The organism is Cyanobacterium sp. HL-69, from assembly GCA_002813895.1.
GTDB lineage: Bacteria > Cyanobacteriota > Cyanobacteriia > Cyanobacteriales > Cyanobacteriaceae > Cyanobacterium.
In genome coordinates this window covers 1,773,289-1,793,910 of the sequence record CP024912.1, presented here as the reverse complement: position 1 = coordinate 1,793,910, position 20,622 = coordinate 1,773,289, and the positions used below count along the sequence as shown (strand labels likewise).

General features: G+C 38.1%; 17 protein-coding genes. 8 read left to right on the top strand and 9 right to left on the bottom strand.

Annotated elements, in window-relative coordinates:
- Positions 1-102: 102 nt before the first annotated feature.
- Both AA637_RS08170 and AA637_RS08165 read left to right on the top strand, forming a co-directional pair.
- Entirely contained in the window at positions 103-603 is a 501-nt protein-coding gene (locus tag AA637_RS08170; protein ID WP_446682339.1) for a cupin domain-containing protein, read from the top strand.
- Positions 604-1,079: 476 nt separating this feature from the next.
- Complete coding sequence (locus AA637_RS08165) at positions 1,080-1,853, top strand: DUF1868 domain-containing protein (RefSeq protein WP_446682338.1); 774 nt, start codon at positions 1,080-1,082, stop codon at positions 1,851-1,853.
- Between the two features lie 124 nt (positions 1,854-1,977).
- On the opposite strand, the gene hisD is transcribed toward AA637_RS08165, so the two are convergent.
- Positions 1,978-3,282, bottom strand: a complete 1,305-nt coding sequence (gene hisD / locus AA637_RS08160; RefSeq protein WP_446682337.1) for a histidinol dehydrogenase — start codon at positions 3,280-3,282, stop codon at positions 1,978-1,980.
- A 127-nt stretch (positions 3,283-3,409) separates the two neighbouring features.
- Here hisD and AA637_RS08155 point away from each other — a divergent pair, with 127 nt between their 5' ends.
- Positions 3,410-4,699 carry a proton extrusion protein PcxA gene (locus AA637_RS08155; protein WP_446682336.1) on the top strand — a complete coding sequence of 430 codons (1,290 nt, stop codon included), beginning with the start codon at positions 3,410-3,412 and terminating at the stop codon, positions 4,697-4,699.
- Positions 4,700-4,952: 253 nt separating this feature from the next.
- Here the strand turns inward: AA637_RS08155 and AA637_RS08150 are convergent, their stop codons facing one another.
- Entirely contained in the window at positions 4,953-5,537 is a 585-nt protein-coding gene (locus tag AA637_RS08150; RefSeq protein WP_446682335.1) for a hypothetical protein, read from the bottom strand.
- Positions 5,538-5,882: 345 nt separating this feature from the next.
- On the opposite strand from AA637_RS08150, the gene AA637_RS08145 reads away from it, so the two are divergent.
- The gene (locus AA637_RS08145; RefSeq protein WP_446682334.1) at positions 5,883-7,631 is read left to right on the top strand and encodes a diflavin flavoprotein; all 1,749 of its coding nucleotides are present in this window, start codon (positions 5,883-5,885) and stop codon (positions 7,629-7,631) included.
- Between the two features lie 104 nt (positions 7,632-7,735).
- A complete protein-coding gene (cofG, locus tag AA637_RS08140; protein ID WP_446682333.1) occupies positions 7,736-8,686 on the top strand; it encodes a 7,8-didemethyl-8-hydroxy-5-deazariboflavin synthase subunit CofG in 951 nt (316 codons plus the stop codon).
- Between the two features lie 3 nt (positions 8,687-8,689).
- Here the strand turns inward: cofG and AA637_RS08135 are convergent, their stop codons facing one another.
- The 4 genes from AA637_RS08135 to AA637_RS08120 all read right to left on the bottom strand — a co-directional run bounded on the left by AA637_RS08135 (position 8,690) and on the right by AA637_RS08120 (position 13,036).
- On the bottom strand, positions 8,690-9,271 hold the full coding sequence (locus AA637_RS08135) for an esterase/lipase family protein (protein WP_446682332.1): 582 nt from the start codon (positions 9,269-9,271) through the stop codon (positions 8,690-8,692).
- Positions 9,272-9,375: 104 nt separating this feature from the next.
- Positions 9,376-10,002 carry a CHRD domain-containing protein gene (locus tag AA637_RS08130; protein WP_446682331.1) on the bottom strand — a complete coding sequence of 209 codons (627 nt, stop codon included), beginning with the start codon at positions 10,000-10,002 and terminating at the stop codon, positions 9,376-9,378.
- 259 nt (positions 10,003-10,261) lie between these two features.
- Positions 10,262-12,055 carry a serine/threonine phosphatase gene (locus AA637_RS08125; RefSeq protein WP_446682330.1) on the bottom strand — a complete coding sequence of 598 codons (1,794 nt, stop codon included), beginning with the start codon at positions 12,053-12,055 and terminating at the stop codon, positions 10,262-10,264.
- A gap of 90 nt (positions 12,056-12,145) precedes the next feature.
- Entirely contained in the window at positions 12,146-13,036 is an 891-nt protein-coding gene (locus tag AA637_RS08120) for a PhzF family phenazine biosynthesis protein (RefSeq protein WP_446682329.1), read from the bottom strand.
- A 273-nt stretch (positions 13,037-13,309) separates the two neighbouring features.
- On the opposite strand from AA637_RS08120, the gene gghA reads away from it, so the two are divergent.
- A complete protein-coding gene (gene gghA / locus AA637_RS08115; RefSeq protein ID WP_446682328.1) occupies positions 13,310-15,817 on the top strand; it encodes a glucosylglycerol hydrolase in 2,508 nt (835 codons plus the stop codon).
- A 48-nt stretch (positions 15,818-15,865) separates the two neighbouring features.
- On the opposite strand, the gene AA637_RS08110 is transcribed toward gghA, so the two are convergent.
- The 3 genes from AA637_RS08110 to metK all read right to left on the bottom strand — a co-directional run bounded on the left by AA637_RS08110 (position 15,866) and on the right by metK (position 17,825).
- The gene (locus AA637_RS08110; RefSeq protein ID WP_446682327.1) at positions 15,866-16,270 is read right to left on the bottom strand and encodes a type II toxin-antitoxin system VapC family toxin; all 405 of its coding nucleotides are present in this window, start codon (positions 16,268-16,270) and stop codon (positions 15,866-15,868) included.
- On the bottom strand, positions 16,255-16,491 hold the full coding sequence (locus tag AA637_RS08105; RefSeq protein ID WP_446682326.1) for a hypothetical protein: 237 nt from the start codon (positions 16,489-16,491) through the stop codon (positions 16,255-16,257). Before AA637_RS08105 ends, AA637_RS08110 begins: the two co-directional genes overlap by 16 nt.
- A 92-nt stretch (positions 16,492-16,583) precedes the next feature.
- On the bottom strand, positions 16,584-17,825 hold the full coding sequence (gene metK / locus AA637_RS08100) for a methionine adenosyltransferase (protein ID WP_446682325.1): 1,242 nt from the start codon (positions 17,823-17,825) through the stop codon (positions 16,584-16,586).
- A gap of 207 nt (positions 17,826-18,032) precedes the next feature.
- Between metK and AA637_RS08095 the strand changes: the two genes are divergently transcribed.
- Both AA637_RS08095 and sir read left to right on the top strand, forming a co-directional pair.
- Positions 18,033-18,524: a DUF1176 domain-containing protein gene (locus AA637_RS08095; protein ID WP_446682324.1), complete on the top strand. Its 492-nt coding sequence runs from the start codon at positions 18,033-18,035 to the stop codon at positions 18,522-18,524.
- 96 nt (positions 18,525-18,620) lie between these two features.
- Positions 18,621-20,549 carry a sulfite reductase, ferredoxin dependent gene (gene sir / locus AA637_RS08090; RefSeq protein ID WP_446682323.1) on the top strand — a complete coding sequence of 643 codons (1,929 nt, stop codon included), beginning with the start codon at positions 18,621-18,623 and terminating at the stop codon, positions 20,547-20,549.
- The last annotated feature ends 73 nt before the right edge of the window (positions 20,550-20,622 follow it).

Genomic DNA, 20,622 nt, shown 5'->3' with positions numbered 1-20,622 from the left:
AGTAATGTCTCCTTTCCTCTAATGACGATAAAATTAGTTGGATTAGAAATTTTGCAAAAATAACCTAATACTTTTAAAACCACCTTTACCACCATAAAACCAGTGAATGCAGAATATTGGATAAAACAACTCAACCTACAAAAACACCCCGAAGGGGGCTACTATCGAGAAACCTATCGTAGTAATGATATTATCAAAAGCAACGGTTTATCATCTCGTGCCACAGAATCAAGAAATTGCTCAACTGCTATTTATTACCTACTCTCAGGGGAAGAATTTTCCGCCTTTCACCGTCTCAAAAGCGATGAAATATTCCATTTTTACAGTGGCACACCATTACAAGTCCACATTCTCACCAAATCAGGAGAATATAAATCCATACTGTTAGGAGATACTACAGGAAAAAATCCCACTTTTCAGTTAGTCATTAATCAAGGAGATTGGTTTGCATCAGAAGTAAGTCAACCAAACTCTTATAGCTTAATTGGTTGCACCGTATCCCCCGGATTCGACTTTACAGACTTTGAATTAGCCACAGCAAAAGAATTAATTAATCAATACCCAGATTATCAACGACTTATCACTAGATTAAGTTATTCGTAAATAACACGGGGTTGCCAAGGTTGTGGTATGAAATATAATTTACTTGCCCTCAAAATTGAGCCATGAAAATATTATCACCATTATCTATTCCCCACCTAATAAACCAGAAATCATATCTAAAATTAACAACACCGACAAAACATAGTATTGGTGAGAATTAAAGGTTAACCATAGAAAATATAATGGTAAAACCCTTGATTAATTTTATAGATTTCTAGGGCATTTAGGAACCAGTTTAAACCATTAAAAACCTAAACTACTAAATATTAAAACTCGTAAATAAAAAGAAAAAATATTTTGTTAATACCACAATAATTACTAATATTAACTTTTCTACCTTGTCCTCCTTGAAAGTCGTAACAACCACAACTAAAGCAAAGATATATTGACAAATATACCATTAAAAATTATAATGAATATCACTTTTAAAAAAGTTATAAATAATATCAATTTAAAGCTAAATAGAGGATAAAAAAATGGATGGAAACTATCAAAGCTACATCAATAGAATTGTGCAAATGACTGCCCCTGCTAACTATGAGCAACAAATACAAAATATCCAATCATCTCCTAAATTTGATGGACAAAAACCCGTTAAATTTCCTGGATATACCATTATTACTCCTCCCCATGGGGAGTCTAGTCATAATCAAGAGTTTTATCAAAAATTAGCTGAAACTCAGCAACAGGTAGTAAAAGCATTGGGTTCAGATTTTTTTGTAGCTGTACCAGCAGATAGTTTTCATGTTACTTTAGCTGATTTAATTTGGGACGATATATATTTAAATGCTGTAGCCCAAGATGCTCATTTTGATGAGCTATTAATAAAACAAATTGATAGTATTTTTAAAGATTATAAGACTGTTTATAAAGATGTAAAACCTTATGAATTTGATGTATTAGGACTTTCTATTTTTCCCCGTGCCATTGCCATTTGTTTAGCACCAACGGAGACTTTTTATGAACCTATTATTAAATTGCGTCAACTGATTTATCAGGATGAAAAAATAGTTTCTTTGGGTATCGAACAAAACTACGAGTTTGCGGCGCATATCACTCTGGGTTATTTTGGTGATGTTACAGATAGTTTTGACGAAGGTAAAGTAGAGTCTGCGGTGAAAAAAATTAATGACCAATGGTTAGCAAATTCCCCTTCTATTTTTACAGTAGAACAGTTTGAATTAAGAAAATTTACTGATATGACTAATTTTGTTCGTCAGGATGATTGGGCAGTAATTAAGTTAGACTAATTACCTCTAAACTAGATTATTATAAGGGCGATCTCGCAGAGATGCTTCGCAGTGCGCAAAGTGGCAGTCAAAGCCTAATAGCATAGGTATTTGTTACCCAGCGCCCTTATCACCCCATCAAATATTATTTTTCATCAGGATTCACCCGCAACCTTACCGAATCCCCGTGGGAGGGTAACCCCTCCGCCTCAGTCAATGCAATAACAGCGTCAGACACCTTTTGTAAGGCTTGGGGGCTATATTCAATTAAACTCGAATACTTCATAAAGGTTTCGACCCCCAACGCAGAAGCGTAACGAGCAGCCCCTGACGTGGGCAGGGTGTGGTTTGGTCCAGCCAAATAATCTCCCACCGCTTCAGGGGTGGAATTACCCAAGAAAATAGCTCCAGCGTGGCGGATATGGGTGGTTAAATCCCAAGGCTCTTCCACCTCTAATTCCAAATGTTCTGGGGCAAAAAGGTTGGATAATTCCGCCGCTTCCTCTAGGTTTTCGGTAACGATAATTACACCATAGTGGGCGATCGCCTTTTCCGTCAAAAACTTACGAGGGTGATTTTCCAACTGTTTTACCACCTGCCCTTGTACCGCCTGAGCAAGGGCGACATCATCAGTAATCAAGATAGCCGCCGCCAAAGGATCATGCTCCGCCTGTGCCAGTAAATCCGCCGCCACATGAACAGGATTTGCCTGTTTATCAGCAATCACCAACACTTCACTAGGCCCTGCCAAAGAATCGATGCCCACCGTGCCAAATACTTCCTTTTTCGCCAAAGTTACAAATATATTACCAGGCCCAGTTATCACATCCACATTAGGGATAGTTTCCGTGCCGTAAGCCAACGCCGCCACCGCTTGGGCGCCCCCTACCCGATAAATTTCCGTCACCCCTGCCTCACTAGCCGCTACCAACACCGCAGGATTAATCTTTCCCCCTTCACTAGGGGGAGTAACCATCACAATGCGAGGTACCCGAGCAACCTTCGCAGGAATAGCATTCATCAACACTGTACTAGGATAAGAAGCCCTACCCCCCGGCACATACAAACCAGCCCTATCCACAGGGGTATAACGTCGCCCCAAAACCACCCCATCACAAGGAAAATTTACCCAAGACTTAGGTACTTTTTGCTGATGAAACGCTTCAATCTGCTTTGCTGCCAACTTAATAGCTGATAATAAATCCCGAGAAATCTGCTGATAAGCCGCATCAATTTCCGCACCGCTAACCTTAAGGTTACTTTCATTGATAGTTTGTCGGTCAAATTTCTGAGTATAATCGAACAAGGCTTGATTTCCATGCTTTCTCACCGTCGCAATGATTTCTTTCACAATGGACTCTTGAATATGAGTCTCATCATTGTGAGTACGGTTTTCAATTCTTTTTAGCTCTTGTTTTGCTTCACCTTTATCTGTGATTATTCTCAGCATTTGTAATATATCAAACGGTGTACCTTACAATATATTTTTTATGATAACAATGTTATTGGGCAATTTGTCGTCCATGTCGAAAAATAACCCCTAAAATATTAAATCATGTAACTGTTGTCTAGCTTTCATGTTCAACAAAATTTTTCGCTATACAAAACGCTCCCTTGCCCGTAGTGCCGAAAATTCCCTCGAATCTGCCTATCAAGCAGCTTTGACTATTAAAAATATAGAAATAGAACATTTTCAAAACAAAAAAATAACTCTTCAAAATGGAAATCACAGCGAACGAGTTTTTGCCTATTTTCAAGGAGAATTAAATAGTAAATTAAAAGCTATTGATCTTAAATTAACTCAGTTTAAAACAAGTCAATATTTTAACAACTTATTTGCTAGTAATAAACAAAATTATCCCTATGAGACTAATAAAAATATAACCCTTAGCCAATCATTAATTGTTGAAAAATTAAATTTTATTGATCAAATAGTTAATAAATATCAACAAGAATCAGAAATTAATCCCAAAACAGTACCGAACCTTGTCAAAGAAACAAAAAACCCCATTATTGATGTCCCTGCAGGGGAAGATAAAAAAATAAAAGAAACAGTCTCCGACAAAACCAGCGTCCTGCCTCGTTCATTTTTACGAACATTAACTAAAATAAAAGATGAAATTAACCCAGATTCTACCGACACAGAAGAAGAATTAATAAATCGTTTTCGTCGCTCCAAATATAAAACTGCTGTATCAGTAAAATTTCTTTTATTCTTAATAATTATTCCTATTTTAGTTCACAATATTAGTAAAATAGCCATTGGTAGAGCATTTGTTGATCCTTATTTTGCTAGTCATCAAGACATCGTTTTTATCAATCAAGACTTACAGGAAGAAGCCCTCAACGAATTGAGAATTTTTGAGGAGAATATACAACTAAAAACTATGATTGGCTTAATGCCAAATTTATCCCCTCAAGAAAAAGAAACTATCATCCAAGAGAAAGCCCAAGAGTTAGCCCAAGATTATCGTCGTCAAAGTGCCAATGGTATCAAAAATATTTTTTCTGACATATTTGCTTTTATTTCTTTTGCCATCATCCTCGTTTCTAGTCGTCAAGAATTACAGGTTTTAAAATCTTTTTTGGATGAATTAATTTATGGTTTAAGTGACTCTGCCAAAGCATTTTTAATCATTCTTTTTACAGATATATTTGTTGGTTTCCACTCTCCCCATGGTTGGGAAATTGTCTTGGAAAGTGTTGCTCGTCATCTTGGCTTAGCAGAAAATCGGGATTTTAATTTTTTGTTTATTGCCACTTTCCCTGTAATTCTTGATACGGTGTTGAAATATTGGATTTTCCGTTATCTCAATCGCATTTCCCCCTCTGCTGTGGCTACTTATAAAAATATGAATGAGTCTTAAAGAATAATTATGATTAATTCAATTCTTCGATCATCGGACTTGCCTTTGTATAATAAGTGAGAAAGGGAAAGCTAAGACTATCCACGGCTAAATGTCTTTTAATATATTGTTCAGTTTATAACCACAAAATATTCTCCTCTGTACCCGCGCATTCCAAGTATTTTTCACTGCTTGAGAATGGATGAGTGCTAGAGAGTAAGGTATTCTTTCACTTATCCATTTTTTTCTCTCAATTCCGCTTTTTAAGCAACCCTTATTTAAAAGGTTGTCCCCAATGTTGCCATGATTCTTTGTTAAAGGGCGATCGCCACTTAAGAATTAAATCCCGTTCTAACCTTTGCCTAATATGACGCTCAGGGGAAATTCCCCACCAAAAAGCCGATCGTACATTACTATTAATTTTGTATTGACGATGAAGTTCTATATACTTTTGAATATAACCTTTACAATCATGATTTATCCATCTTTGATAGGGCGATAATTTTGTCTCTCCCACATACAATAACAAAGGTAATTCCGTATCTAAAATAAAATATAAACAGCTTTCACTGTCATTATATTTTGGTAAATTATAAAACTGATCTGTATGGGTAGGGATAGAAAAAGGATCAAAACTATCTATATCCCAAGTAATATTATTTTCAGAAGTTAATAAATTAGTTTGTTTTACTTGCTTTTTTTTCGCTTCTTGTTGATAATTATAAATTCTTTTTTTCCAACTTTGTAAATACTCCCCACTCATCTTATATTCAGCTTTTAAAGATGGCTTTTTAAACTTATAAGTGGCAGAAGGTTCAAATAAACTTAGTTGTTGATTTTTGTTAGTTTTGTATTTCATAGATAGGTGTTTATGAAACAATACTTTGTTTAGGGCAGGGAACAGGGAATAGGGAACGGGGAATAGTTTTAATACTTTTTCATCAAAAGTTTCATTCTCAATTATTAATGGCTTTGTTGGTATTTTTAACAGGTTTAACTGGTAAATATTTTTATTTTTTCACTACCCCCCAATAGCAGTCATTGATACTAACAAAGCTGATTTTTCAACAAAAAGTCCTTTCCTTTTGTCTCCTGCTGATAAATTATGGATAGGGTAGAGTTAGACGATAAAATGGAAAATATCGATAAAACATAAAATTTCCACTCCCCATTAACAAAAAAAATATTAAACCCTGAGTATAATATGACAAAATCAAAAGATGTTCAAATTACCCCGATCGCCCTTAACACAAGGGTATTCCGTTCTCGTACTTGGGATAGACTCAAATTTGAGGTAGAATACGGACTAAATCGAGGCACTACCGCCAATTCTTTTGTCATTGAAGGAGAAAAAATCGCCCTATTTGATCTCCCGGGGGAATCCTTCACCGCAACCTTTATCGATGCCCTAGAACAAAGAATTGACCTACAAAAAATTGACTATCTCATTCTAGGACATATCAACCCCAATCGGGCAGTAACTATCAATACCCTATTGCAAAAAGCCCCCCAAATTAATATCATCATCTCCAATACGGGGGCAAAATCCTTAGAAACCATCTTCGAGAATAACTATCAAGAAACCACTGCCAGAAATCCCCTCAATATTACAGTTGTTAAAAACGAGCTTCAATTAGACTTAGGCAAAGGACATTTACTAGAATTTATCACCACCCCTAACCCCCGTTATCCTGACCAACTTTTGACCTACGATCGCCAAACTAAGGTATTTTATACCGATAAGCTATTTTCTGCCCATGTATGCGGTGATCAAATTTTGGACGAGGGTTGGAGTATTTACCAAGAAGATAGAAGACATTATTTCGATTGTGTCATTGCACCCTACGCCACCCAAGTTAGTAAAGCCATTGAAAAGGTTAAGGAAAAAGAATCTTTCATCTATGCCACCAACCATGGCCCCTTGGTGCGTTATGGTTTAACCGAATTAACAGGTTTATATCAACAGTGGTTAGAAACCCAGAAAAATCAAACCCTTAATGTCGCCCTAGTTTATGCCTCCGCCTATGGTAACACCGCAACCCTAGCAAATGCGATCGCCCGTGGCATTACCAAAGCAGGGGTAAGGGTAGAATCCATCAACGCTGAATTTGCAGGAAGCGAGGAAATAAAAACCGCCATACAAGGCTGTGAAGGCTTCATTTTCGGTTCTCCCACCCTCGGCGGTCACGCCCCTACCCAAATCCAAAGCGCCCTCGGTATCGCCCTTGCCAACGCCGATAAGAATAAATTAGTGGGGGCATTCGGTTCTTTTGGTTGGAGTGGAGAAGCCATCGATTTGTTGGAAAATAAATTTAGGGATGGGGGCTATCGTTTCGGTTTTGATACCATCCGAGTCAAATTTAAACCCACGGAAGCAGTGCTAAAAACCTGTGAGGAGGCGGGAACAGATTTTGCTCAAGCCCTGAAAAAACGTAAAAAAGCCCTTAAATCAAAAGAATCCGCCGCCGCCAATTCCCTCACCGCCAGAACTGAACAGGCTTTGGGGCGTTTGGTAGGCTCGTTATGTATCGTCACCACCCAAAGGGATGAGATAAAGGGTGCCATGGTGGCTTCTTGGGTGTCTCAGGCTACTTTTAACCCCCCCGGTTTAACCGTTGCGGTGGCCAAGGAAAGGGCGATCGAATCTTTGTTGCCCATCGGCAGTTGTTTTGCCCTCAATGTCCTTGAAGAGGGGCGATATGTGGAGTTGATGAAGCATTTTCTCAAACCCTTTGCTCCAGGGGAAGATCGTTTTCAGAATATTGATCATGATGTGGCGGATAACGGTAGCCCGATTTTGAATAATGCCCTCGCCTATGTGGAGTGTGAGGTTAAAAATCGCCTCGAATGTGGTGATCATTGGGTTATGTATGCGATCGCCCAGGCTGGTAAATTGTTAAAAGATGACGGTATCACAGCGGTGCATCATCGTAAATCTGGCACTCATTATTAAGTAGGTTTTAGGTGTTAGGTTGAAGTGACAAAATTTTCACCATGATAATAAAAGCCATTCCTTACCCTAACCAAAACACTTTTTCATCAATCCCCAATCATTGAATGCGCATAGTAACTTATAGTCCAGCTTTTACCCTAGTACCAACCTATGAATGTTTTAATCGGTGTAGTTACTGCAATTTTCGCACCAATCCTGAAGAAGATGTATGGTTAACTTTAGACAGGGCGAGGGAAATTTTAACAACCTTGCAGGGCAAGGAAGTTACAGAAATTCTCATCCTTAGTGGTGAGGTGCATCCCCACTCAAAAAGGCGTAAGGATTGGTTACAGTTGATTTATGACATAGCCCATTTAGCTCTCTCCATGGGCTTTTTTCCTCACAGCAATGTGGGGCCTTTAAGTTATGAGGAAATGACTTTATTAAAGACGGTAAATGCCTCTATGGGCTTGATGGTGGAACAGGTAACCCCATCATTGTTAGATACTGTCCATCATTTTGCCCCTAGCAAGATTCCACAACTTAGGTTAGAACAACTAGAATGGGCTGGAGTGTTACAGATTCCTTTTACGACAGGTATCCTATTAGGTATTGGGGAATCATCTTGTGATCGTATGGAAAGTTTAAGGGCGATCGCATCTATCCATAAAAAATATGGTCACATTCAAGAAGTAATCTTACAACCCTATTCCAAAGGTAATAAAGATAATTATTCCCAAAATAATTTTAGTTCTTTAGAAATGCTTGAAACCATCAAAAAAGCTAAGGAAATATTACCAAATAATATAGCCATTCAAATTCCCCCAAACTTAATTGAAGATGAAAACACTCTCATTAAATGCTTAGAATTAGGGGTTACAGATTTAGGGGGGATAGTACCCAAGGATGAAGTTAACCCAGACTACTATCACCATAGCTTAGAGGATTTAACTACCACATTATTAAACCATGGTTGGCTTTTAAAGCCCCGATTACCTGTTTATCCTCAATATTATCAAGAAACTTTTACCCGTCTAAAAATCCTAGGAAATCAAGATACAAAGAGACTAATTTAAACTTTATTTCTCCTTCAAAAATTTATTAACTCTTTCTAAAACCCTGCGATCGCTAATCATCCATTTATGAGTTAGTACAGGTATTCTTTCCACGGGAAATGGTTTCATGATAGAGCTTTTAGGAGGAAAAATCATTAAATCAAAAGGAGTCCATAAAAATAAACATTTAACTTTTGATAAACTTTCATTTATATCCTTATTTAAATCTAATAAAAAATCACTTTGTGGGCGCATTTGTTTAATGCCCAAAAAAGGTAATAAATAAGCCATGATAGTTCCATTATTGGGGGCAGAAACATTAATATATTTATCTACTTTTTCCACACCTCCCAATTTTTGTAAATAGTAACGGGTAACTAAACCACCCATACTAAAACCTAGTAAATTAACTTTTTCTTCCTTCTCAAAAGTCTTATCAATATATTCCTTAACCTGTTGAGCCAATACTTTCAAATCTGCTGTGCCGTAACAAGGAGTAAGATCAATTGCATGAACATTATATCCTTGATTTTCTAAATATAAAAACATGGAATTAAACACAGCACTTTGATCCATAAAACCATGAATTAAAACAATGGGATTCATCAATTATTCTTACAAAAAATAAAAGGTGGGCTATATACCCACCAGAGGAGATTCTATCAAAAATCCCTCAATTCATTAATCAATTTAACAATGTTCAAACACTATTACTCTTGAACAACTCCTCTCAACTCACCGCCACGATTCATGGTTGTGTGAATATCAATGTATAAATTACCTTCTCCTAGAGCCATAACTTCTTCGTCAGATAATTGATAAGTGCCAGTGAAAAGACCACTTAAGCCATCTTCAGAAGTGGTGACAGATAAAGCACGGGCAAAAGAGCCATTTTCCTCGGGAGTACCTAAATGTAAATGTACAGCAGAAGTAACGGCAGGATTAGGAGGATCTAAGGGATCGGTTTCATAATCTCTTAAGGCACTACTTAAACCGTTGAAACTACCATAAACCATTAAGGTATTATCTTGCCCCAAGATTGCCACAGCAACCCCTCCTGCATTGGTCATGACAGGCTCAGGATAAATGTTATTACCAGATAACATTGCGGTCATCACCTTAAAACCCATTTCTGTGGTTTCTTCTGAGGCATCTTCCATCATTTCCATTTCTTCTTCTGAGTCATGGTCACCGTGCATCATTGCAAGGTTATTCGCTGTATTTTGGGATTCAGAGGAAGCATCTAGTGCGTGGGAAGGGATGCTAAAGTTAGCAGCAAAGATTAGAGCAAAGGCACTAATGGAAAATTTGGACAGTAAGGATTGAACTTTTTTCATGGGAAATGATTTGATAAATCTAAGTTTGAATATTGAATAAATGAATAAGTACGAAGTAGTTTGTTTTACTACGCCTCTATAGACGAAAGATTGATCAATTAAGTTCACAAAATTTTCTTAAAAATTTTATATTCTGAAATCTATCTCAATTATTTTGGGGTTGATAAAATAGCTTAATCCTTTATTACATAGGCTATATACTCATATGATTAATAATTACTCATTACCTAACTTTTATTATCTAATATTCATTATTATCTTAGATTAAGGGGTTTTTTTGTTCTAAATTAGGTTGAACTTTAATTCTGGTCAAAATACAGGTGATGTTATCATGACCATTAATTTGATTGGCTAATTCGAGGAGATGGGTTACTCCTTCTTGAAGATTGGCTTTGGCACTGAGTAGGGGTAAAAGAACACTTTGCCAATTATTTTCTAATAGTTCATTGTCTGATAAACCATCGGAACACATTAAAAAGATTGTGTCTTCTTTGACTTCTAAAAAATTAACGTCAGGATGGACAAATTCTCTTTTTCTAGGGCCTAGAGCCTGGGTAAGTTGATAGGCATCAGGACGAGCCAAGGCAATTTCTGGTTCTATGCCGTTTTTCATTTCTGCTTGGGCCACGGAGTGGTCTGTGGTGACTTGTTCTAAACCCCATTTTCTGGTAACTCGGTAAATGCGACTGTCTCCCACATGGGCGATCGCAACTTGGTTATCTTGAACAAGGGTCATTACTACCGTTGTACCCATTCTTCCCGCGCCAAGATTACCTTTTTCAATGTTGGCATCATAGATCACTCTATTGGCTTCTAAAATACCCTCTTTAATGGTTTCTTCGTCGGGCAATCCATCTTGCCAATGGTCTTGGAAATATTTATAAAGAGTCTTAACGGCTAAAGCACTGGCTACTTCTCCTCCAGCGTGTCCTCCCATACCATCACACACAAGAAAGAATCCTTTTCCCGTACAAAAAATGCCTTGGGGAGTTTCTCGCTTATTAATCTTGGTTTCCACCGCAAAACAATCTTCATTGTGAGAGCGTTTCATACCAATATCAGTCATGCCACATTCCGCCAAACTCAAGAGAGTCATGGGTAAAACAACGGTGGGTTGTTCGTCAATACTATCCCCACTATTGATCACCGTAGCATCTTGATCATCGTCCACCTCATCAAAGTCAAATTGATCGGTAAGTTCTTCTAATTCATCATCAGGGGGAATCAATAATTCTTCTTCAGTATCATCTAGTAAATCATTTAACTGAGCTTGTTGATACATTATGTTTAAAGCGTCGGATAATTCCTTGATAGTATCAATTTGACCTTCTTCTATCTGCTCCATCAATCCTTTGATGATGGTTGCTTTGTCCGTTTGATTATTTTCTTCTAAAATTATGATCCAGAGTTCTACTAATTGTCTGAGATGGGGAGGGTTATGGAGATCATCAAAATATAGCTTTTTGATTTCTAAATCTCCAGAATCTCCTACCCCCAGATTGTCTTCTTCTAGGAGAGTTTGAGAACATTTTAACTTGTGCAAGTCTTTCCAGAGTTTAGCCATGGTTTGGAGATGATGAAAGACTTGGTTATTAGGGACATGATTACGGGCAAAATATTGGCCTAAGGATTCCCAATTACTTCTTTGGTTTATGATGACGTATTCTTGTCCTTCTTGATCCTGCCAAGCATCCAATAAATCGGGAATGAGGGGAGAATATTCGGTTAAAGTCAGGTAAGGGAAAGCTAAACCTGGTATTCCTGCTTCTATCAAACTTTTACGGTCAAATTCTACAACCTTCTCTAAATTTTCGTCTAGGGATGACAGTTTTTCTGGTTGGGTATCCGTTACCAAAACTTCATAGTAGCAAACGTCGCCTTTACGGGCAAAAGGTTCAAGGTGATCTTGCTCGTAGGGCATAGCTAGGGCATAACGAGAGAGGTTTTCGCTATCGTCCAATTTTCCGAAAGGTATTTTTAGGTTTACATCTTTGGGAGTGCTAAAAATACATTGGCAAAGAATCAAGTCGTCTGGGCTAGGGGACATATTCATTTCTGTTAGTCTATATCTTATATTATAGTTACTTGTTAGATTTATGAAAAAAAAATAATTAATACTTAATAATTAGGGTTACTTTTTTTGTTAATTTAATTTTAAATCTCCCTCCGTAACTATTACCGACTCGCCCCCCACTTTTATTTCGTTAATTATATGGTTTTGTTTAAGGGCGATCGCCCTTATCTGACTAGGGCGCCCCATTTCCAACCCTTGAGCAATATTCCAACGCCAACACCCCTCACTCTGGGCTTGATACTTAGCCAAATAACCAGCAAAAGCCGTGGCAGCCGAACCCGTGGCAGGATCTTCCGTTATATTAAGAGCAGGGGCAAACATTCTCCCTTGAAAACTATCTTTCCCAGTTGGTACAAAAATATATACATGGGGCGACCAAAAATCCTTTAAAACCCTCTGCCAAACCCCCAGATTAATTTTTGCCCGACTCAACGCCTCCAAACTAGCCAAAGGAATCAACAAAAAGGGTAAGCCACAAGAAGCCCCCTCCACCACAAAATTATCCACCATCAAATCATCTAAATCCAAAGATAAAACCTGAGCTAAATCCTTCCTCGAAGGACAATCCGTATAAAATTCAGGAGGACAAGGCGCTTTTAACTGAGTCCATATCTTACCATCCTCATTTTTAAATACCATCACAGGAACATTACCAACCCCCTCCCTAAACATAACCTCTGTTTCTTCAGAATCCAGAGAAAACTTACCCAATTTCGCCAACAAAAAAGCCGTGCCAATGGTAGGATGCCCCGCAAAAGGAATTTCTCCCCCCGGGGTAAAAATTCTCAGATAAAAATCTGTGTCCTCATCATCAAATACAAACACCGTTTCCGAAAAATTAAACTCGATGGCAATCTTTTGCATAATCTCCGTGGTTAAACCTTCTGCTTCTGGAAAAACCGCCAATTGATTACCAGAAAAAAGCTGATTTGTAAAAACGTCCAAAGTATAAAATTTCATCTTAAAATCAAAATCTAATTTTTATTATCAGTATCTTAAATTATCAGAAAATCATGCCATCTAATCAAACTAAAGTACAAATAGAAAAACTTGATCTATAATTGGTCAATATAGCTTTACCGTCATGGCTGACCATTGATAGGAAATCCCTTTTGTATCCTACCCAAAAAAAGAATATTAACTATAAAAAAAATAATAATAAATAGTTTCTATTAATAATAAAATCAGTGTGATTTTAAAGCTATTGATTGTAAAAATAGAGAATAATTGACTGTGGAAACCAAAACCAAAACTAAAATTGCCCTCGTAGAATCAGAAACGAGAAAATTAATAAATAAAATCAAAAAAATTGAAAAATCATCTAATACTGTTTTTGAAGAAAATCAGGAGGTAGCCACCTATCTCGGTGCCAACTATAGAGAAGATGGACTAACTCAAATAGGTTTTTGGACTCCCCAACTACTTAGGGAAGTAATGCACCTTAACGAGATTTATTTAGAAGTCTTTACCCCTAGCGAAGATGTAAAAGTAAAAGATCTTTTATCCTCAGAAAGCTCTACCATCGAAATGAGACGAGATTGTATTTTCCTAAAAAAAAGAGGTAAATTCTTTTGGGGCATCATAGAGGGAATGAAAGCAGGAACCAGAGAAACCCTTGGCTCATTTTATTGGCTACGTTATCGCAACCCCTACGGACAAATTGAAATTATCAGAGATGCCCTAGCTTATTCATTGCCCTTCGGAGTATTTGCCCCCGCAGAATTGTATGACATGGGCAAACTAGAAAAAGAAAGAACAGACCTAGATTATTTTAAAGTCACAGGTACCACTGAAGAAGAAAATATCCCTCGCACTGCTACTCCCATTAATATTTTGCAACTCCATGTAGGTACAGCTTCTGCTGAAGGTACTTTGGCTGGGTTAACTAAGGTATATAAAGATATTGGCAAAAAAATAAGGAATAACCAGCCTCTAGAACCCCAAGACGAACATTATATAGGTTATGATGCAGTCCAACTACTTCCCATTGAGCCTACTATCGAATATCGTAAAGATTTGAGTCAGGATAGTAGATTGTTTGAAATTGTCGAAGAATGTTGTGGTATTGCCCCTAAAAGCATTCCTGAAGGGGATGATATTTTCAAAAGTATTGAAGGTATTCAAGTTAAAGTAACTAAACCCAATACCCAAGGCTGGGGTTATGATGTACCTATTATCGGAGCCGCTGCCACTAGCCCTTCTATTCTTTCTAGTTTACGTCCTGATGAATTATATGACTTGATTGGGGTATTACATAATTTTCCAGATAAACCCATTGGTCTTATCTATGATTTAGTATATGGTCATGCGGACAACCAAGCGGAACTATTAATAAACAATCAATTTTTCAAGGGTCCTAATATGTATGGGCAGGATTTAAACCACCAGCTTCCCATGGTTAGATCCATTTTACTAGAAATGCAAAGGAGAAAAATTAATACTGGGGCAGATGGTATTCGGGTTGATGGCGGTCAAGATTTTCGCTTTTTTAATCCCCTTACTGGTAGGGTAGAGCAGGATGATCAATATCTTCTTGCCATGAGTGATTTGGTGCAAGAGGTAGGGGGTTATAAAAGGTTATTATTCACTATTTTTGAAGATGGACGCCCTTGGCCAGAGGAGGGTTGGGAAAGCAAGTCCACCTACATGGATTTAATTAATCTTAAACCAGAGTCCTATCAGTGGGGACCTCTAATTTTTGCCCACAATACCCCTAGTATTAAAGGTTTTTGGCGCAAAAAGTGGCAACGGGTGTGTGAGGTGATGTATCAAGGACAAAACTGGATTACGGGGTGTGGTAACCATGATACGTTACGCCGTGGTAGTCAGGTAGATACTCGCCTTGAGATTAATTGGCGTTTGGGAGAAACTCTCAATGATGTGATTCGGGGTGCCTATGATAATCCTGCGGTGACCATGTGGGTATATGGTTTTAGCCCTGGTTTACCGATGGATTTTATTAATGTTTTGATGCACGCCCCTTGGATGTTTTTCCGTAATACGGATGAGGAGTATGGGGTTAAGGTGGTTTCTGAGGAAGTGGGCTTTTTGGACTGGCAGATGACTGAGGAGCGTTATCATCGGCAGGATGCTTTTCAACGGATGAAGTCTTTAGGGTTTGATAAGTTGGAACAGTTAAGGGAGTTTACCCATGCTCTTAATGCGAGTATGATAGCTCGGAATTATGATCTTCAGGAGGTGGTGAAGGTTTGTCAGCTTTGTTTTGATGATGGGGCTTGTAATATTGAGGAAATGAAGGAGATGAGGGAGAGTAATATGATTGCTTTTTGTCAAAATCTGGACATTGATAATCTTAAACGGTGGGCTTTGATGTTTATGGAGGATTGTTCTGAGATTTGTAATGTTTCTCACTATACTAAAATGGTTGATCCTGCCCTTGCTGAGTATAATCTTCGTTTGAGGGAGTTACGTCGTCATAATCCATGGCTTGGTAAAAGTTTGCATGGAGGCGATCGCTTTAATAAGATTGAAGAAGATGATGCGACTATTTTTTATGGAGTGCGATCGCACCCTAAAATGCCTGATAAAAAAATTGTCATGGTTGCCAATCTTGAAGGGCAAAAGGTTGAAATTAACCTCCTCGATTGGTTACAGTTAGATCCTACGGAATGGAAAGTGGAGTTAACTACCCCTAATTTGCCTGAAATTGAGGATATTAAGGACTTAAACCATATTATTCTGGGTCAAAGTCAGGGTGTATTATTAACCCCTAATTTATAAGATTTTATGGTGGGCATTGCCCACCCAACAACAAATTGTTAACTGTTTTTAGTTAGTCATCAAATTATCTTGAAGCTCAGGGTATTTACAAAATAAACTATCAATACTCGCTAATTTTGCTTTATATTCAAGTGTTGTCGCAATAATAATACGATCAAACGGATCTTTATGAATGAGGGATAAATTCACCGCTTTGAAAGAAATTTCAGGATTTAAGGGTAACAATTCAATTCCTGATGGTTGCAGAGCATCAATTAACCATTGTTTAACAGGTATATTTAATTCTAAACGTCCTTTACTATGGGCTAAAACAATTTCATAACAAGAAACCGAAGAAACCCCTATTAAGTCAGCATTTCTAATTTGTTCGTGCCAATGTTTAGGAAATTTATCAAAATTTCCGTTGATATACCATAACCAAATATGAGTATCGAGAACTATTCTTTGAGACATTCCCAATCTTCCTCATCAACCACGGGGCTAACAATATCACCAAATGTCTTGATTTGTCCTTTCAAGTGTTCTGGGGTTGTACGTTTTGGTTCTAAAATTTGAGTGGGAATTATTTCTTTTTCTTCTACGACCAAAATGGCATGGGTAATATCTGCTTTTGGTTTTTCCCCTAACCACTTTACTTTATCTCCTTCAAGGGTAATTTGATAAGTTTTAATCATCTTGCTCTATTCATGACTATGATTTTTATTGTAGATAATAAAAAACTTATAGGGGCGGTTATGTTATGGAATATACCCCCCCCTTGTTGCATCTAAACTCCTAACTCTTGTTTGAGTGCGGATACCTTATCGGTTTTTTCCCAAGGTAAATCTAAATCGTTTCTGCCAAAATGTCCGTAAGCCGCTACGTCTTGATAAAAACGACCCCCTCTCTGGGAAGGAAGGGAACAAAGATCAAACATTTGAATAATACCTGCAGGGCGCAAGTCAAAGTGAGTTTTTACCGCAGATAACAGTTGTTCTTCGGATACTTTAGCAGTGCCAAAGGTTTCGATAAAAATACTCACGGGTTGGGCTACTCCAATGGCATAGCTGACTTGCACTTCACACTTAGAAGCGAGTCCAGCCGCAACGATGTTTTTGGCAACATAGCGACAGGCATAGGAAGCACTACGATCTACTTTGGTGGGGTCTTTTCCTGAAAATGCACCCCCGCCATGGCGAGAATAACCGCCATAGGTATCGATGATAATTTTTCTTCCTGTTAAGCCTGAGTCTCCTTGGGGCCCCCCAATAACAAATTTTCCTGTGGGGTTGAGCAAGAAACGGGTTTTGTTAGATGGTTTAATTTCTAAGTCGTGGAAGACGGGGTGAACGACGGTTTCTTGGATGGCTTCTTTGAGGGTAGCTTGAATTTTGTCATTATCACTGATATTGCCGATGGTTTCGGTGTGTTGAGTAGAAATAAGGATGGTATCAATGCCTACGGGGCGATCGTTTTCATAAGCTACAGTAACTTGAGTTTTACCGTCTGGCCCTAAATAAGGTAATTCTCCAGACTTTCTAACAGCTGCTAATCTTCTGGACATCCTATGGGCTAAACTAATGGGCAGGGGCATTAATTCAGGGGTTTCGTCACAGGCAAAACCAAACATTAACCCTTGATCTCCTGCACCAATTTTATCTAACTCATTGTCACTGAGCTTTTCCCTTTGCTCCTGGGCTTGGTTAACCCCTTGGGCAATATCAGCGGATTGTTCGTCTAGGGCTACTAATACCGAACAGCTATTGGCAGAAAAACCATTGTTAGCATCGGTGTAGCCAATCTCAGCGATTTTTTTACGGGCTAAGTCAATATAATTAACTTGAGCCTTTGATGAAATTTCCCCTGTGATGAGGACTAATCCTGTATTGACTACAACCTCCGCAGCCACTCTACTATATGGATCTTCATTTAATAAAGCGTCTAAAATGGTGTCAGATATTTGGTCACATATTTTATCGGGATGACCTTCGGTGACAGACTCGGAGGTAAATAAATATTTTCTACTCAACTTTTTCCCTCGATGATTTGGTTGTTTAACTCTATATCTTATAAGTTAAGATTACATTTAAGCAAATACTTTCATTCTTTTACTTCCTATCAATTGTTAAAACGAAATATTTTTAAATACCAACACAATACTTTTTTTATTTTCGTTCTACTGACTCTACAGTTTATTTTAGGATGTGAAAATAATCCTTTGATAAGGTTGGAAGGCTTGGCAGATGTTCCTTCTTTAGATAATGAGGAAATTATTAGAAGTCTTGGGGAAAAAGATGATTTAGGCGTTTGTAACAGTGAGAATCACCTTATTTCTGATGAAAATACTAATATTTATGAGTTGAATACTACTGAATATTTGGTAGAAATTTTTTGTTTTGTGGGGGCGTATCAAGGAAGTTATCAATATTTATTTTATGATGCTAATCAAGCGGAACATCTTATTAGTACGTTGAGTTTTACTGTTTTTGAGGAGCGGGGAGGGAGTTTGCAAATTGGAGAAACTTCTTTGTTAACGGGTGCTCTGGAGTTTGATCCTGAAACAGAGCAGTTGATGGTGGATAGAAAAGCGAGGGGTTTGGGAGATTGTGGCAGTTATGCTACTTATCAATGGCAAGATGGTAATTTTACTCTGGTGGAATATCGTTATAAGGGGCAGTGTGATGGGGTTTACATCCCTGTGGAGGAGTATCCTTTGATTTATCCGTAGGTTTTTTTGTTTTTAATTTTTGTGTCTCTAATGGCAGGTAAAGTGCGATCGCACTAGAATAGTAAATAGGAATCTGACAAAAAATATACAAAAGTAATGACAGACAGTTCAACCATTGAGAAAAAACGCTCAAAAGTGGAAGGAATTAAAGAGCGTAGTAACTTTTTAAGAGAACCAGTAGCCACGGAATTAAAGCAAGATACCACCCATTTTAGTGAAGATGGTATTCAAATATTAAAATTTCACGGCTCTTATCAACAAGATAACCGAGACAATCGGGTAAAAGGGCAAGAAAAAGACTATCAGTTTATGTTACGTACCCGTAACCCAGGAGGGTTTATTCCTCCTCAACTTTACCTTGCCCTTGAGCAACTTTCGGAAGAATATGGCAACCATACCCTCAGAGTTACCACCAGACAGGGTTATCAAATCCACGGTATTTTAAAGAAAAATCTTAAAACCGTCATTAAAACCATTGTGCAGAACATGGGTTCTACCCTAGGGGCTTGTGGAGACTTAAACCGTAATGTGATGGCACCTCCTGCCCCCTACAAGAATAGGTTAGATTATCAATACGCTTGGGAATATGCCGACAAAATAGCGGATTTACTCGCTCCCCAAAGTGGTGCTTATTATGAGATTTGGTTAGATGGTGAAAAAGCCATCACTGCCGAAGAAGCCCCCGAAGTCAAAGCAGCCCGCCAAAAAGGCAAAAATGGTACTAATTTTGAGGACTCCCCAGAGCCTATTTACGGTACTCAATATATGCCTCGTAAGTTTAAATGTTCTGTCACTGTGCCGGGAGACAACTCCATTGATATTTATACCCATGACCTTAGTTTGGTGGTGATTACCAATAAAAAAGGCGAATTGCAGGGGTTTAATGTCCTTGCTGGGGGTGGTTTGGGACGTACCCATCGTAAAGAGGAAACCTTTGCCCGTAGTGCTGATGAAATTGGTTATGTGAAAAAAGATGATGTATTTGATTTAGTCAAAGCAGTAGTCGCTACTCAAAGGGATTATGGCGATCGCACTAACCGCCGTCATTCCAGAATGAAGTATTTAATCAATGATTGGGGAGTAGAAAGATTTAAAACCAAACTACAAGAATACTTCGGCAAAAAATTAGAATCCTTCAAAAAACTACCCAAGTGGAAATATGAAGACTATCTCGGATGGCATGAGCAAGGAGATGGTAAACTTTTCCTTGGTATTTCTGTAGAAAACGGTAGAGTAAAAAATGATGGTCAATTCCAACTCAAAACCGCCCTCAAGGAAGTAATCACCAAATATGAATTACCTACCCGCCTGAGTGCTAACCATAACATCATTCTTTATGAAATTAATCCCCAATGGCAAGAAGACATTAACCAAGTTTTCCGTAATAACGGCGTAGAATTAGATCCTGATAACGTCAATCATCTTACCCGTTATTCCATGGCTTGTCCCGCCCTACCCACCTGCGGATTAGCCACCACTGAATCAGAGCGAATTTTACCTAGCATAATCGATCGCATTGACACCCTTTTGGCTAAATTAGGTATGGCAGAAGAAACCTTCGTCATTCGGATGACGGGTTGCCCCAATGGTTGTGCGCGCCCTTATATGGCAGAATTAGGGTTTGTGGGTTCGGCCCCCAATGTTTACCAAATGTGGTTAGGAGGTTGCCCAAATCAAACCAGATTGGCGCGTACCTACCAAGAAAAACTCAATATTGCGGAATTAGAGCAGTTTTTAGAACCTCTATTTGTTTACTTTCGTGATAGCAAAAAGAAAAATGAAACCTTTGGCGACTTCTGTAATCGTGTCGGTTTCGATGCCCTCAGAGAATATGCCCAAACTTATCAACCTAATAATCAAAAAACTATGAAAAAAGGCGAAAAGAAACCCCGTGCAAAACGTAATGAACATCGTATCAGTGTTAACGAGGAATGGTACCAAAAATTAAAAACCATTGCTGGTGAAGAGAAAAAAGCGATGAATCAAATTGTTGCCGAGGCTTTAGAAGCCTATTTCACTAAATAATGGATAATTGACAATTAATTTTTTAATCGAGTTATTGATTTTCCATTAATTTTAGGGGGACATCTTCCCCCAT

What these genes read in the sequence shown, in the direction of transcription:
- AA637_RS08165 (WP_446682338.1), top strand. Translation starts at nt 1,080, where the DNA reads ATGGATGGAAACTATCAAAGCTACATCAATAGAATTGTGCAAATGACT.
- hisD (WP_446682337.1), bottom strand. Translation starts at nt 3,282, where the DNA reads ATGCTGAGAATAATCACAGATAAAGGTGAAGCAAAACAAGAGCTAAAA.
- AA637_RS08155 (WP_446682336.1), top strand. Translation starts at nt 3,410, where the DNA reads ATGTTCAACAAAATTTTTCGCTATACAAAACGCTCCCTTGCCCGTAGT.
- AA637_RS08150 (WP_446682335.1), bottom strand. Translation starts at nt 5,537, where the DNA reads ATGAAATACAAAACTAACAAAAATCAACAACTAAGTTTATTTGAACCT.
- AA637_RS08145 (WP_446682334.1), top strand. Translation starts at nt 5,883, where the DNA reads ATGACAAAATCAAAAGATGTTCAAATTACCCCGATCGCCCTTAACACA.
- cofG (WP_446682333.1), top strand. Translation starts at nt 7,736, where the DNA reads ATGCGCATAGTAACTTATAGTCCAGCTTTTACCCTAGTACCAACCTAT.
- AA637_RS08135 (WP_446682332.1), bottom strand. Translation starts at nt 9,271, where the DNA reads ATGAATCCCATTGTTTTAATTCATGGTTTTATGGATCAAAGTGCTGTG.
- AA637_RS08130 (WP_446682331.1), bottom strand. Translation starts at nt 10,002, where the DNA reads ATGAAAAAAGTTCAATCCTTACTGTCCAAATTTTCCATTAGTGCCTTT.
- AA637_RS08125 (WP_446682330.1), bottom strand. Translation starts at nt 12,055, where the DNA reads ATGAATATGTCCCCTAGCCCAGACGACTTGATTCTTTGCCAATGTATT.
- AA637_RS08120 (WP_446682329.1), bottom strand. Translation starts at nt 13,036, where the DNA reads ATGAAATTTTATACTTTGGACGTTTTTACAAATCAGCTTTTTTCTGGT.
- AA637_RS08110 (WP_446682327.1), bottom strand. Translation starts at nt 16,270, where the DNA reads ATGTCTCAAAGAATAGTTCTCGATACTCATATTTGGTTATGGTATATC.
- AA637_RS08105 (WP_446682326.1), bottom strand. Translation starts at nt 16,491, where the DNA reads ATGATTAAAACTTATCAAATTACCCTTGAAGGAGATAAAGTAAAGTGG.
- sir (WP_446682323.1), top strand. Translation starts at nt 18,621, where the DNA reads ATGACAGACAGTTCAACCATTGAGAAAAAACGCTCAAAAGTGGAAGGA.